This window comes from Rhodoferax sp. (assembly GCF_023700745.1).
Lineage (GTDB): Bacteria > Pseudomonadota > Gammaproteobacteria > Burkholderiales > Burkholderiaceae_C > Rhodoferax.
Map to the genome: position 1 here is coordinate 13,535 of NZ_JAMPYG010000022.1, position 12,854 is coordinate 26,388.

Sequence of the window (12,854 nt, forward strand, 5' to 3'; positions counted from 1 at the left end):
GTCAGGCGCTCACAATCCAGCCCTCCAGCGGATCCATATGGGCCGGCAAGCCGTAGCGGGCATCCCCTGCGTCGTGCTGCGTTTGCGCCCAGGCCGCCTGCATCAGGCACAGCACCGCATCCAGCGCATCGCCACGGGCATCGTCCGCCAAAGCGTCACGCTGGGCGTGGGTCAGCTTGAGCCGCAAACCCAGTCGGGTGTTCCCCTGCTCCAACGCCGTGATCAGGTCCTTGCGGGCAATCAGACGCTCGGGCGTCTGACGCGCCTTGTCGTCGGCTTTGTAACTTCGCCGTCCCAGCACCTCGCGCGCCAGCAAACCCGGGTAGCCTTCGAGCGCAATTTTCAGTGCCGGGCTGGGGTCATCTGTTGCACATGGCGCACCCGCATACAAACCCGGCAGTGTGGCCCCAGCCTGCAGCAGCAAGGGCACACCAGCATGCAGCATGAAAGCCACGGGGGGATTGACCCATTTCATGCTCGGGCTCGATCCGGCGGGCCCATCGGTCGCCCGGTGGGCAAACTTGCCCCCGACCGGACGATCATTGCAAAAAGCCGCAAACGCTTGGCGAATCTGGTCCCGGCTCAGCGCGCAATAATGCGCCATGCAGGCGACCCAATCGGTCGGCCAGCCAAGCGTTTGCACCAGCTCCCGCGGCAAGCCGAACGGGAGGTCAAACGCACCGATCCAACTTTGGGCTTGTTTGAGCCAATCGGAAAAAGCTGAAAACGAGGCAAAACGTTCTATTTTTGAAAGCTGAACGCGCCCCTGATGCAGCTCCCCGATCGCTAAAACAATGGTTTTTGTGGACGTCGGTGCGCTGGAAAAGTCACACCCCAGCAACACCGGGACAGGCACCGTTCAGGCGCGACCGATAATGGAGGCCGTGGCCATCAGCTCTTCGAGCAATGCCAGAGACACGAGACCCGAGACCGAATAAGGATCGAGCTCGGGCTTTTCAGCATACTTGAGCAAAATCGACGCATTGATGCGGGTCATGTTGACTTCGCCCATGGTCCAGCCGGCAAAGCGCCGTTCGGAGATTTCTTCGTAGTGCAGCAGCACCACGTCTTTGTGGCGCGGATCGCGCTGGATATGGCCATACAATTCACTGATCGCCATGCGGCCACCTTCAATGGCTTGCAAAAAAATGCCGCCGCCGTAACACAGGACACCGGTGATGCCGGTACACGGATTGTGGTTCCGTGATTGATGCAGGATGGATTCAATGGCCTCCGGACTGGTGTCCACAGCCCGGCTGGCGTAAAGCAAACGAACCAACATGATTAACCTTTCTGGGGAATCAGGGACAAAAATTCACGCCGCAAATTGACGTCTTTCAGGAAACTGCCACGCATCACCGAGTTGATCATCTTGCTGTCAACGTCCTTGACACCACGCCAGCCCATGCAGAAGTGCGTGGCTTCCATGACAATGGCCAGACCATCGGGTTGTGTTTTTTGCTGGATCAGGTCGGCCAGTTGCACCACGGCCTCTTCCTGGATTTGCGGACGGCCCATGACCCATTCGGCCAGCCGTGCGTATTTGGACAAGCCAATCACATTGGTATGCTCATTGGGCAGCACACCGATCCAGATCTTGCCCATGATCGGGCAGAAATGGTGACTGCAAGCGCTGCGTACGGTGATGGGGCCCACAATCATCAGTTCGTTGAGGTGCTCGGCGTTGGGAAACTCGGTGATGGTGGGCGCCTTGACATAACGACCCTGAAACACTTCCTTGACGTACATTTTGGCCACGCGACGGGCGGTGTCGTCGGTATTGTGGTCATGCTCGGTGTCAATCACCAGACTGCCCAGGACGCCCTTCATTTTCTCTTCGACTTCGTCCAGCAGCAATTCAAGCTCACCAGGCTGAATGAAGTCGGCAATGTTGTCATTGGCATGAAAACGCTTGCGCGCGGCCAGCACACGCTCGCGGATTTTGACGGAGACCGGTGTACCTTCTTCGGGGGGAGCTGAATTCATGGGTTAAGTGCGCAGTAAATGAATATGAATTGATGTTAGCAGTCTTTTTATAAAGAGGTTATTGGGCTAAAGGTCTTGTTTTATAAGCCAATGAAGCTATTTAATCAATAGCGTTTCCCATTGATGAACAGCAATATGCGCATGACCATATAAGCCACCCTGTCCAGCAGACGCTGCACGCGTGGCCGGTTGGCATAGTCTGCGGGATCCACCCGCGTGCCAGCCACCTGCATGGCGTGCTCCAGGCGCTCCTGCAAATTCTGCGCAAACGCCACATCATCGACCACCACATTGGCCTCGCGTGCCAGCAACAGGCTCAAGGGATCCAGGTTGGAAGAGCCCACGGTGGCCCAATGACCATCAACCACAGCAACCTTGGCGTGCAAAAAACTTACATGGTATTCCGTGATCTCGACCCCGGCGGCCAATAATTTCCCATACACCATGCGCGCAGCATGGAACTGCATAAAGTACTCATAGCGCCCTTGCAACAGCAAGCGCACCCGAACCCCGCGCTGTGCCGCGTGCATCAAGCCTTGGCGGATTTTGCGGCCTGGCAGAAAGTAGGCGTTGGCAATGATGATGTCGTGTTGTGCCTCACCGATGGCTTGTCGATAGGCGCGCTCGATGCGGGTGCGGTGGCGCAGGTTGTCACGCAAGATCAGGTCGGCTCGGGTCTGTGCCGGTACGGCCAAAGCTGGCATCGCATCAGACGCAACAGCATGCACCATCACTTCAGGCGTCAGTTTGGCCGCCTCATGCAAAGCTTGCCAGGCTGCGGTCAAATCCCCCTGCCGCACGACACGCGTGGCTTGCAAACGCAACCAGAATTGCACCAGGGCGGCGTGGGCTGATTCAACCAGCGGGCCGGTCACGCGCACGGTGAAGTCAAACCGGGGCGAATCCAGGACCCCGTGATTGGGGTCATAGAAATCGTCCAGCACATTGATCCCACCACAAAAAGCGACGCGACCATCCACCACGCACAGCTTGCGGTGCAAGCGACGCCAACGGCTTGGAATCACCAGACCCATGCGCCCCAAGGGCGAAAAAATACGCCACGACACGCCTGCCGCCGAAAAACGACTCACCCATTCGGAACTCAAACTGTCGGTGCCGGCACCATCCATCACGACAAACACCTTCACACCGCGCAGTGCGGCGCGCTCCAGTGCCTGTGCCACCAGAGCGCCAGAATCAACCACGCTGAAGATATAGGTTTCGAGGCGAACCTCTTGCACACTGCGATCCATTGCCTGCACCAGCGCCGGAAAAAATTCCTGCGAGCCCTGCAACAAATCGACCTGATGACCGGGTGTGAACATGTTGTGGTTCAGACCATCGGCAGGGCAAATTCGGCGATCAGGGGCAAATGGTCTGACATGCGCCACCAGATACGCCCCCGCGGCACCATCAGACCCATCGGCTTGAGGCCACGGGCAAACACATAGTCCAGTTGCGCCAAAGGCAAACGCGACGGGTAAGTTGGCGCCCTTGCGTCCCAGCTGTGCAAACCTGTCTGTGCCAGCGCCAGCTGCACCGTCTTGCCCCAATCGTTGAAGTCGCCAGCTACCAGCAACGGGGCAGACACAGGTATTTCTCGATGAATAAACCGCTGCAATTGCGCCACCTGGCGCCCCCGGCTTGCTTTGACCAGCCCCAGATGCACCACCAATACATGCACCATCTGCCCATGCACATCAAGCGTGACATGCAAAAAGCCGCGTTGTTCCAAGCGGTGATCCGACATGTCTTCATGCTGGTGGGTGAGTACCGGCCAGCGTGAAAGCAAAGCATTGCCATGCTCGCCATGGCGTGTGACGGCATTGGTACGGTACACCGCCTCGTAGCCCTGGGGTGCCAAAAAATCAGCTTGCGCCAATTCTGGCCAATGCGGGAACCGTTTGGCCTCAAGACGATTGCTGTGCCGTACCTCTTGCAGGCACACCACATCGGCATCCAGCGACTCCACTGCCAGTCCAAGGTTATGGATTTCCAAGCGCCGCGCCGGTCCCAGTCCCTGCACACCTTTGTGTATGTTGTAGGTAGCGACCCGGATGATGTTCATGGCTGGCTTTGCTTCTGAAGAAATCTTGGCAACAGCAGACAGGCTTCGGCGTTGGAAGGCGAGAAACAGGCCTCTGCCGCCACCTCGTAGGGCAGCCACTGGAAGTCCGTGTGCTCATGCGGACTCAGACGCACCGGGGTGCCTGCTGGCACCTGCAAGCCAAACAGATGTTCGGTGTTGTGCATCACGCCGGGTGCATAACGATGAAGCCATCGTGGATAAATCTCATACACATTTTCCAGCTGCCAATCATGCAGTTGATGTGCCAGAGATGAGCCAGGCGCGCAGTCAATACCGGTCTCTTCGAACACCTCGCGGCGGGCGGTTTCGGCAAAGGACTCATCGAGGCGGTCCTTGCTGCCAGTCACGGATTGCCAGAAATCATCAGCATCGGCACGTTTGATCAACAACACATCGAGCGCTGGCGTGTGGATGACGACCAGCACCGACTGCGGAATTTTGAACGGACGGGGCATGTCAGAAAGCAGTCGTGAGTTGTTCACCTTTGATCTTGACCACGGGGCACAAATTGACCGGCAAATGCGACACGGTGGCCCCGACGCGCGACAAGGGGAGCGCCACATCTGTTTTTGGCTTCGGTGGCGGTACCTTTCATAAGAGACCCCTCTGGCTTGAACGGCCATTTTAGCCACCGCGATCATTATTACTTGGCGGTGAAAAAGTCGGCATCAATTCGCTTGAGCTCATAGGGCTTCCAGGTTGACACCCCTGGTGCGTCATGGCTGTGTAAAGGGGCTTGACGACCAGTGCGTTGGACTTAACGTTCGAGCCCCTCCTGCTTCGGCGACGCGGGGCTACACTGATAAGCCTCACTTCAAAAGTATGTCGCGAGACCCGATGCGCTTCGTGGTCCGCTGCTGGCAAGGACGACCTTGCCGGTTTTCCAACTTCCCGGGACGACCCAAAATCTGGCGTGCATGCGCCGGGGAGATGCGTTATGGCTTGGTTTATCTTGGTTATCGCCGGTCTGTTTGAGGTCGGCTGGGCTATCGGGCTGAAGTACACCGAAGGATTCACTCGGTTCTGGCCGACTGCGGGCACGGTCACCGCGATGGTCGTCAGCATCGGACTGCTCGGCCTGGCCATGCGGACCCTGCCTGTTGGCACCGCATATGCAGTCTGGACCGGTATCGGAACGGTGGGTACGGTCGTTCTCGGGATCGTACTCTTCAGCGAACCGGCGACCGTCGCCAGGCTTGCCTGCGTCAGCCTCATCCTTGCGGGAATCGTAGGCCTGAAGTTGACGGCTTGACTGACCAAGCGGCGAGCGACAGCAGCTCCGTTATGGGTCTGCGCTGCGCTGCCCGGCAACGCGCGCGTCTCTGGAGTGAAGCAGAAGAGACCTTCCGGGAGCCACCGGTCGGCAAGTCAGACCGAGGTGCTCCTCGGTGCTGGCAACACCTTGCCAAAACGGCCAACCTATTCGTGCGCCCTTTCATTTGGCACGAAGCGAACTTTCTGAAACTTAACCGGCCTTGACGGCATCAGGTGTGCGCAGACGAATGTGCAACTCGCGCAGCTGTTTTTCATCGACCGGGCTCGGCGCTTGCGTCAACAGGCACTGGGCGCGCTGGGTTTTGGGGAAGGCGATCACGTCACGGATCGACTCGGCACCGGTCATCAGGGTCACGATGCGGTCCAGGCCAAAGGCCAGGCCACCATGGGGCGGCGCGCCGTATTGCAGCGCATCGAGCAGGAAACCAAATTTCTGCTGCGCCTCTTCGGGCGTGATCTTGAGCGCATCGAACACTTTTTTCTGCACATCGGCACGGTGGATACGCACCGAACCGCCGCCCATTTCCCAGCCGTTGAGCACCATGTCGTAGCCCTTGGAAATGCACTTTTCCGGCGCCGTCACCATGTAGTCTTCGTGGCCGTCCTTGGGCGCGGTGAACGGATGGTGCACCGCCATCCAGCGGTCGGACTCTTCGTCGTACTCGAACATCGGGAAGTCCACCACCCACAGCGGGGCCCAACGGTCTTCAAACAGGCCGTTTTTCTTGCCGAAAGCACTGTGGCCAATCTTGATGCGCAGCGCGCCAATGGCGTCATTGACAATTTTTTCCTTGTCGGCGCCAAAAAACAGCAGGTCGCCATTCCTGGCACCGGTGCGCTTCAGGATTTCAGCCAGCGCCGCGTCGTGCAGATTCTTGACCACTGGGCTTTGCAGACCATCACGCCCCTTGGCCACGTCATTGACCTTGATCCAGGCCAGGCCCTTGGCGCCGTAAATCTTGACGAATTCACCGTAGTTGTCAATTTCGCCACGGGTGATCTCGGCGCCACCGGGCACGCACAACGCGACCACACGGCCGCCCTTGGTGGTGGCAGGCGTGGAAAAGACCTTGAAGTCCACATCGGCCATCACGTCAGTGAGTTCGGTGAACTGAAGCTTGACGCGCAGGTCGGGCTTGTCCGAGCCATACAGGCGCGCGGCTTCCTGGTAAGTCATGACCGGAAACTCGCCCAGGTCGACGCCAAGCGTGTTCTGGAACACGGTCTTGATCATGCCCTGGAACATGGCTCGGATGTCCTCTTCTTCCATGAACGAGGTTTCGATATCGATCTGGGTAAATTCGGGCTGGCGGTCGGCGCGCAGGTCTTCGTCGCGGAAGCATTTGGTGATCTGGTAATAACGGTCGAATCCCGCCACCATGAGCAACTGCTTGAACAACTGCGGGCTTTGCGGCAGCGCAAAGAAGTGACCGTCATGGACCCGGCTGGGGACCAGGTAGTCGCGCGCGCCCTCGGGCGTGCTCTTGGTCAGCATCGGCGTTTCAATGTCGACGAACCCGTTGGCATCCAGAAACTTGCGCACTTCCATGGTCACGCGGTAGCGCAGCATCAGGTTGTTTTGCATGTAGGGCCGACGCAGATCGAGCACCCGGTGCGTCAGACGCGTGGTCTCGCTGAGGTTTTCCTCGTCGAGCTGGAACGGTGGCGTGACCGAGGGGTTGAGCACCTTGAGCTCGTGACACAGCACTTCGATCTTGCCGCTCTTGAGGTTGGCGTTGACGGTGCCATCCGGGCGCGCCCGCACCAGGCCCTTGACCTGGATGCAAAACTCATTGCGCAGGTCTTCGGCCACCCCGAACATGTCGGCGCGGTCGGGGTCGCAGACCACCTGAACATAGCCCTCGCGATCGCGCACATCGACAAAAATCACACCGCCATGGTCACGCCGACGATTGACCCAACCACACAGGGTCACGGTTTCGCCCATCAGGGCCTCGGTCACCAGACCGCAATAATGAGAACGCATCGCCATAAAACTGCTTTCTAAAGCCACCTGGGAACAGTGGCGGGTTATCAAAAAAATTACTTCGGCAAAAGATCCGGAGCGCTGGGCGGCACCGAACCCATTGAAATCACATAGGTCAGGGCTTCGTCCACACTCATGTTGAGCTCGATCACCTCACTGCGCGGCACCATGAGGAAAAAACCGCTGGTGGGGTTGGGCGTGGTGGGCACATAGACACTGACGAAATCGGGCCCCAGATGTGTCGCCACCTCGCCGCCCGGCGACCCAGTCTGAAACGCAATGGTCCAGGCGCCCTGGCGCGGATACTGCACCAGCATGGCCGTGCGAAAGGCGTTGCCATTGCTTGAAAACAACGTGTCGGAAACTTTCTTCACGCTGTTGTAGATGGTCTTGAAGACCGGGATATTGGTCTGGATGCGATGCCACTGGACCAGCCACCAGCGCCCCGCCACATTGGACACCAGCGCACCAGTCAACAACAAGCCGCCAAACACCAAAATCACACCGAGTCCGGGAATATGTTTGAAGTACTCCAGAGTACTCATCAGGGATCCTGGCAGCATGGCCTGCAGCACCGTCAGCAGGCCGACAAAAATGCCATCGAGCAATTCCATCAGCCACAACAAGACGGCAAAGGTGATAGCCGTGGGTAGCCAGACCAACAGCCCGGTCAACAGGTATTTTTTAAACGGCACAGAAACTTTCAGGGACATGGAATTTAACTGTGGCAAGCGCAAGCACCACCACAGCCACCGGCGGCAGGCGCAGCCTCCGTCTTGGCAGCAAGTGAGGTGCTGGCGGCAGCATCGCTTGCGGCGGGTGCTTCCGTCGCCGTGGATGCAGCCACCGCGGTAGCGCCATTGCCACCCTTGAAGTCGGTGGCGTACCAACCCGAACCTTTAAGCTGGAAACCTGCCGCCGTGAGCTGCTTGGCAAAACTGGATTTACCGCAGGTAGGGCACTCGGTGAGCACGGGATCGGACATTTTTTGCAACACGTCCTGGGCAAAGCCGCAGGCGTTGCATTTGTAGGCATAAATTGGCATGGTAATCAGACCTGTGTGAATGAGTCGCAAAACCGGTAATTATAAAGTCGCCCCCAGGAACCGGAGGCCAGGGCCGGTCCAGACTAGAAAACCCGCACCCGTACCAATATCTGCATGACGATCAGGCCGAGCACAAAACCGATCGCGCCATAGACCAGACCTTGCAGCAATTTATTGGTCCGACGTTGCTCCATCAACAGGGCGCGTAACTCCTTGGCACTGCTATCGGCGGTTGGTTGCTTGAGAAAATCGAACAACAGGCGTGGCAGTTCAGGCAACATCTTGGCGTACCGCGGCGCTTCATTACGCAATTCCTTGAGCAATTTTTTGGGCCCGATCTGCTCCACCATCCATTTTTCAAGGAAAGGTTTGGCGGTATGCCACAAATCCAGCTCAGGATCCAGTTGGCGCCCCAGACCTTCAATATTGAGCAGGGTTTTTTGCAACAACACCAGTTGCGGCTGAATCTCGACCTGAAAACGGCGCGACGTCTGGAACAGGCGCATCAAGATCATGCCCAGGGAAATTTCCTTGAGTGGCCGGTCAAAGTAAGGTTCGCACACGGCACGCACAGCCGCTTCGAGTTCGTCGACACGCGTGGCACCCGGCACCCAGCCCGATTCGATGTGCAACTCCGCCACACGTTTGTAGTCGCGGCGAAAGAAAGCAATGAAATTTTGTGCCAGATACTCTTTGTCACCTTCGGTCAGGGTACCCACAATGCCAAAGTCGAGCGAAATATAACGGCCGAAGGTCGCCGGATCAAGGCTCACCTGGATGTTGCCGGGGTGCATGTCGGCATGGAAAAAACCATCGCGGAAAACCTGGGTAAAAAAGATCGTGACGCCATCGCGGGCCAGCTTGGGGATGTCGACCCCGGCCTCTCGCAAACGCGCCACCTGGTTGATCGGCGCGCCCTTCATGCGCTCCATCACGATCACTTCGGGCATGCAGTAATCCCAGTACATCTCGGGAATCAGGACCAGGTCAAGGTCGGCCATGTTGCGTCGCAATTGCGCCGCACTCGATGCCTCGCGCACCAGATCCAGCTCGTCATGCAGGTATTTGTCAAATTCGGCCACCACCTCGCGCGGCTTGAGCCGCTTGCCGTCTTCCGACAAACTCTCCACCCAGCCCGCCATCATGCGCAACAGCGCCAGGTCTTTGTCGATCACCGTCAACATGCCTGGCCGCAGCACTTTGACCGCGACATCGCGCGGCTGGCCCTGTCGGTCCTTGAGCACGGCAAAGTGGACCTGGGCAATGGAGGCACTGGCCACCGGTTGATGCTCAAACGATACAAAGATATCGCCCACTGATTTCCTGAAGGTGCGTTCGATGATGGCAACCGCCACCTCGCTGGAAAAGGGTGGCACGCGATCTTGCAACAAGGCCAGCTCATCGGCAATGTCCACCGGCAGCAAATCGCGCCGGGTCGATAGCACCTGGCCGAATTTGACAAAAATCGGACCCAGGCTTTCCAGGGTTTGACGAATACGCTGGCCCCGGGGCGCGTCGAGCTTGCGACCCAGCGTCAATACGCGTGCCAGCCGCAGCAGCCACGGCTTCTTGAAACTGTTGAGCGCCAGTTCATCCAGACCATTGCGCAACATCACCCAAAGGATGAAGGCACCGCGAAAAATATTGGTCATTTGGCTGGCTTGCCGGGCGCGAACGCTGCCGCTTTGGCCAAGAACTCCCGCAAGCTGGTGCGCACGGTCTGGGCCACCTGGCTCAAGGTATGGGCCGGCACGTCACCGATGACACGCGCCAGGTCTTCTTCCATGTCCCAGCGGACATGCTCGGTCAGCCAGTTGACTTCCGCGGCCAATTGCACATCACCTTCAATGCGCACCGCTGGTTTTTCACCTTTGAAAACGGCTTGCGCCACAGCCAGCGGCGACTCGTCAGTGACAGTCAAGACCAGGTCAGGCTTGGCCTGTTCGTCTGCCAGATCGAGCAAACCGGCCGGCGTGGCGACCAACTTGAAGTAAAAGCTGCGCCACTGCACCAGCATGATGCGGTCTTTCTGGCGCACCAGGCGGGCCATGGCCTCGCTTTCCTGCATCAGCACATGGTTAAGCAGCAGGACAATGCGGTGCTGGGCCTCATTGACGGCCCAGGCTGGAGGCGTAAATTTGGGAAGCGGGAGTTTTTCTACAAAACTCTCCAGAAAAGAAAAAGGGGTCTGTGTTGCCATAGACCCCATTATTCCCTGAAACCGGACGACCAAACTTACTGCAGGGCTTGTACCCCTGCCACCAACCAGCCACTGCGACCGTTTTTCGGCTTGATCATGTTCCAGACCTCCCGGAACGGGCTCGGACCGGCAGATGGCTCTTCGCGGATCATGCCGGTAAATTCAACGCTGGCCATGTATTCGTCACCCAGGTCTTCAATGCCGAGCAAATGGGCCTCGATCATCACCACCTCGGTCTGGTTGCCAGAACCGCCGGTATGTGCCTCACGGTCGGCCAGTTGCGCCTGGATTTCCTTGAGCATGGTGTCGGTCATCATGACACGCAGTGCAGGAATGTCCGATTTGTCCCAAGCCGCCTGGAGCGAGACAAAGTTGGCTTTGGCGGCCTTGAGGAAACCCTCGGAATCGAAACCTTCCGGAATTCCCCAGGTCTGCGATCCCAACAAGCTGGAACCAATCATCGACCCTCCGGCAGCGGCAGGTCCAGCACCAGCCAGTGACGAGCTGTCAAAGGCAGTGGCAGTGCGCTCCCAGGGCCTCGCCGAGGCATCGTTCCCCACGTTTTCCGGACGGTAACTGACCGGCACGGAGGCTGGATTGGCTGCGCCGGCACCCTGGAATGCAAAAGGCGAGGCAGAAGCCTGCGAATCCTGATTTTTACGCCGTTTGAACCAGCCCACTGCGGCCATGACCAGCATCGCCAGCAAGGCAAACATCAATACTTGACCCATGGCTTCGCCCAGACCCAGGGAATTTGCCAGCCAGGCCAGACCCAGGCCGGCTGCCAAACCACCCAGCATGGCGCCCCAAGGTTTCTTGGGAGCCGCAGCAGCCGGAGCAGCAGCAGCGGGGGCTTTGGTTGCTGCAGCTTGCGTGGGCGCGACAGGAGCGGGAGCAGCCTGGCGTTGCGTCACATTGCTTGACTGTTTGCCAAAGGACATGCCGCCGCCAAAGCGTTTGGCCGCCTCGGCCTGGCCGGCCACCAGCACCAGACTCATTGTCAACATAGAAAGCCATCGTTTCATACCGTCTCCAAATGTTTTGAACCTAAAAAATAATCAGGCGGCTACCAAACTGAAACAACTCAACACTTGATACCGACATGCAAGGCTACCAGACCACCCGTCATATTATGGTAATCGACATGGCCAAAGCCATTAACTTTCATCAGGGATTTCAGCTCTTCCTGGCTGGGGTGCATGCGGATTGACTCGGCCAGATACTGGTAACTGGAGGCGTCACCTGCCACCCATTCGCCCAGCTTAGGCAGCACCTTGAACGAATACCAGTCGTAGGCTTTTTCCAGCGGTTTGGCCACTTTGGAAAACTCCAGCACCAGCAACTTGCCACCGGGCTTGAGCACCCGGTTCATCTCGGCCAGTGCCACGTCCTTGTGCGTCATGTTGCGCAAGCCAAAGGCGACCGTGACCAGGTTGAAGTAGTTGTCCGGAAACGGCAACTTTTCTGCATCACAGACCAGCGTGGGCAACACCACGCCGGCGTCCACCAGACGATCGCGTCCGGTACGCAACATGGCTTCGTTGATGTCGGTGTGCACGACCTGACCACTCTTGCCCACCTTGTCGGCAAAGGCCAGGGACAGGTCACCGGTGCCGCCCGCAATGTCAAGCACCTTGTCACCTTCGTGCACGTTGGCGACCGTGACGGTATAAGCTTTCCAGATGCGATGCAGGCCCATCGACATCAGGTCATTCATGACGTCATATTTGGAGGCAACCGAGTCAAAAACGCCTTTGACGTGGCTGGCCTTTTCAGCCTCTTCTACCGTGCGGAAACCGAAATGGGTGGTGCTCATGATTGAATCAAAGTTTGACTAAAAAAATTTCAATGGCTGGCGCAACTGCTGCCTGCCTTCTCGGGCATGGGCGCGTCACGATCAACCCCGGCGGCGGTCAGGCGTGCGTTGTAGTCAGCCCACAACTTGTCCTGTTGCGAACCCAGAAAATACAGGTAGTCCCACGAGTAGATACCCGTGTCGTGCCCGTCTGAAAAGCTGGGTTGCACGGCGTAGTTGCCGACCGGCTCCAGCCCGGTGAGCGTGACCTCGCGCTTGCCGGTCTGCAGCACCTCCTGGCCCGGCCCGTGGCCTGCCACCTCGGCGGAGGGCGAATAAACGCGCATCAACTCAAACGGAATGCGGAACTGCGCACCGTCAGAGAAACTGATTTCCAGGACGCGCGACTGACTGTGCACGGTGATGTCTTGTGGCGTTGGGGCACCGTTTTGCAAACCTGCCATGAAATGTCACCTC

The 12,854-nt window shown here is 58.1% G+C and carries 15 protein-coding genes; 1 reads left to right on the plus strand and 14 read right to left on the minus strand.

Features of this window, described 5'->3' with window-relative positions; all coding sequences use genetic code 11:
• Window position 1: 1 nt before the first annotated feature.
• From NDJ10_RS13945 to nudB, 6 genes are all read right to left on the minus strand, one after another.
• On the minus strand, window positions 2-844 hold the full coding sequence (locus NDJ10_RS13945) for a DUF429 domain-containing protein (RefSeq protein ID WP_296163402.1): 843 nt from the start codon (window positions 842-844) through the stop codon (window positions 2-4).
• 15 nt (window positions 845-859) lie between these two features.
• Entirely contained in the window at window positions 860-1,282 is a 423-nt protein-coding gene (locus tag NDJ10_RS13950; protein WP_296163347.1) for a BLUF domain-containing protein, read from the minus strand.
• A gap of 2 nt (window positions 1,283-1,284) precedes the next feature.
• Entirely contained in the window at window positions 1,285-1,986 is a 702-nt protein-coding gene (gene folE / locus NDJ10_RS13955; protein WP_296163348.1) for a GTP cyclohydrolase I, read from the minus strand.
• A gap of 104 nt (window positions 1,987-2,090) precedes the next feature.
• On the minus strand, window positions 2,091-3,311 hold the full coding sequence (clsB, locus tag NDJ10_RS13960; protein ID WP_296163350.1) for a cardiolipin synthase ClsB: 1,221 nt from the start codon (window positions 3,309-3,311) through the stop codon (window positions 2,091-2,093).
• Window positions 3,312-3,319: 8 nt separating this feature from the next.
• A complete protein-coding gene (locus tag NDJ10_RS13965; RefSeq protein ID WP_296163352.1) occupies window positions 3,320-4,054 on the minus strand; it encodes an endonuclease/exonuclease/phosphatase family protein in 735 nt (244 codons plus the stop codon).
• On the minus strand, window positions 4,051-4,530 hold the full coding sequence (gene nudB, locus NDJ10_RS13970) for a dihydroneopterin triphosphate diphosphatase (RefSeq protein ID WP_296163354.1): 480 nt from the start codon (window positions 4,528-4,530) through the stop codon (window positions 4,051-4,053). The genes NDJ10_RS13965 and nudB overlap by 4 nt, the downstream gene beginning before the upstream one ends.
• Window positions 4,531-5,012: 482 nt before the next feature.
• Here nudB and sugE point away from each other — a divergent pair, with 482 nt between their 5' ends.
• Window positions 5,013-5,327 carry a quaternary ammonium compound efflux SMR transporter SugE gene (gene sugE / locus NDJ10_RS13975; RefSeq protein WP_296163356.1) on the plus strand — a complete coding sequence of 105 codons (315 nt, stop codon included), beginning with the start codon at window positions 5,013-5,015 and terminating at the stop codon, window positions 5,325-5,327.
• A 213-nt stretch (window positions 5,328-5,540) separates the two neighbouring features.
• Here the strand turns inward: sugE and aspS are convergent, their stop codons facing one another.
• The 8 genes from aspS to NDJ10_RS14015 all read right to left on the minus strand — a co-directional run bounded on the left by aspS (window position 5,541) and on the right by NDJ10_RS14015 (window position 12,841).
• The gene (aspS, locus tag NDJ10_RS13980; RefSeq protein WP_296163358.1) at window positions 5,541-7,343 is read right to left on the minus strand and encodes an aspartate--tRNA ligase; all 1,803 of its coding nucleotides are present in this window, start codon (window positions 7,341-7,343) and stop codon (window positions 5,541-5,543) included.
• A gap of 50 nt (window positions 7,344-7,393) precedes the next feature.
• The gene (locus NDJ10_RS13985) at window positions 7,394-8,050 is read right to left on the minus strand and encodes a DUF502 domain-containing protein (protein ID WP_296163360.1); all 657 of its coding nucleotides are present in this window, start codon (window positions 8,048-8,050) and stop codon (window positions 7,394-7,396) included.
• Between the two features lie 5 nt (window positions 8,051-8,055).
• Window positions 8,056-8,382 (minus strand): FmdB family zinc ribbon protein, encoded by a 327-nt coding sequence (locus NDJ10_RS13990; protein ID WP_296163362.1) that lies wholly within the window; start codon window positions 8,380-8,382, stop codon window positions 8,056-8,058.
• An 83-nt stretch (window positions 8,383-8,465) separates the two neighbouring features.
• Window positions 8,466-10,034: a ubiquinone biosynthesis regulatory protein kinase UbiB gene (gene ubiB / locus NDJ10_RS13995; RefSeq protein ID WP_296163364.1), complete on the minus strand. Its 1,569-nt coding sequence runs from the start codon at window positions 10,032-10,034 to the stop codon at window positions 8,466-8,468.
• On the minus strand, window positions 10,031-10,582 hold the full coding sequence (locus NDJ10_RS14000) for a hypothetical protein (protein WP_296163366.1): 552 nt from the start codon (window positions 10,580-10,582) through the stop codon (window positions 10,031-10,033). Before NDJ10_RS14000 ends, ubiB begins: the two co-directional genes overlap by 4 nt.
• A 35-nt stretch (window positions 10,583-10,617) precedes the next feature.
• Complete coding sequence (locus NDJ10_RS14005) at window positions 10,618-11,607, minus strand: TIM44-like domain-containing protein (RefSeq protein ID WP_296163370.1); 990 nt, start codon at window positions 11,605-11,607, stop codon at window positions 10,618-10,620.
• Between the two features lie 59 nt (window positions 11,608-11,666).
• A complete protein-coding gene (ubiE, locus tag NDJ10_RS14010) occupies window positions 11,667-12,398 on the minus strand; it encodes a bifunctional demethylmenaquinone methyltransferase/2-methoxy-6-polyprenyl-1,4-benzoquinol methylase UbiE (RefSeq protein WP_296163373.1) in 732 nt (243 codons plus the stop codon).
• 29 nt (window positions 12,399-12,427) lie between these two features.
• A complete protein-coding gene (locus NDJ10_RS14015; RefSeq protein WP_296163375.1) occupies window positions 12,428-12,841 on the minus strand; it encodes a DUF971 domain-containing protein in 414 nt (137 codons plus the stop codon).
• Between the last annotated feature and the right edge of the window lie 13 nt (window positions 12,842-12,854).

Excerpts from the sequence above, each read along its gene's own strand:
- clsB (WP_296163350.1), bottom strand. The coding sequence starts at position 3,311 with ATGTTCACACCCGGTCATCAGGTCGATTTGTTGCAGGGCTCGCAGGAA.
- NDJ10_RS14005 (WP_296163370.1), bottom strand. The coding sequence starts at position 11,607 with ATGAAACGATGGCTTTCTATGTTGACAATGAGTCTGGTGCTGGTGGCC.
- NDJ10_RS13950 (WP_296163347.1), bottom strand. The coding sequence starts at position 1,282 with ATGTTGGTTCGTTTGCTTTACGCCAGCCGGGCTGTGGACACCAGTCCG.
- NDJ10_RS13990 (WP_296163362.1), bottom strand. The coding sequence starts at position 8,382 with ATGCCAATTTATGCCTACAAATGCAACGCCTGCGGCTTTGCCCAGGAC.
- NDJ10_RS13985 (WP_296163360.1), bottom strand. The coding sequence starts at position 8,050 with ATGTCCCTGAAAGTTTCTGTGCCGTTTAAAAAATACCTGTTGACCGGG.
- NDJ10_RS14000 (WP_296163366.1), bottom strand. The coding sequence starts at position 10,582 with ATGGCAACACAGACCCCTTTTTCTTTTCTGGAGAGTTTTGTAGAAAAA.
- NDJ10_RS14015 (WP_296163375.1), bottom strand. The coding sequence starts at position 12,841 with ATGGCAGGTTTGCAAAACGGTGCCCCAACGCCACAAGACATCACCGTG.
- aspS (WP_296163358.1), bottom strand. The coding sequence starts at position 7,343 with ATGGCGATGCGTTCTCATTATTGCGGTCTGGTGACCGAGGCCCTGATG.
- folE (WP_296163348.1), bottom strand. The coding sequence starts at position 1,986 with ATGAATTCAGCTCCCCCCGAAGAAGGTACACCGGTCTCCGTCAAAATC.
- ubiB (WP_296163364.1), bottom strand. The coding sequence starts at position 10,034 with ATGACCAATATTTTTCGCGGTGCCTTCATCCTTTGGGTGATGTTGCGC.
- NDJ10_RS13965 (WP_296163352.1), bottom strand. The coding sequence starts at position 4,054 with ATGAACATCATCCGGGTCGCTACCTACAACATACACAAAGGTGTGCAG.
- sugE (WP_296163356.1), top strand. The coding sequence starts at position 5,013 with ATGGCTTGGTTTATCTTGGTTATCGCCGGTCTGTTTGAGGTCGGCTGG.
- ubiE (WP_296163373.1), bottom strand. The coding sequence starts at position 12,398 with ATGAGCACCACCCATTTCGGTTTCCGCACGGTAGAAGAGGCTGAAAAG.
- nudB (WP_296163354.1), bottom strand. The coding sequence starts at position 4,530 with ATGCCCCGTCCGTTCAAAATTCCGCAGTCGGTGCTGGTCGTCATCCAC.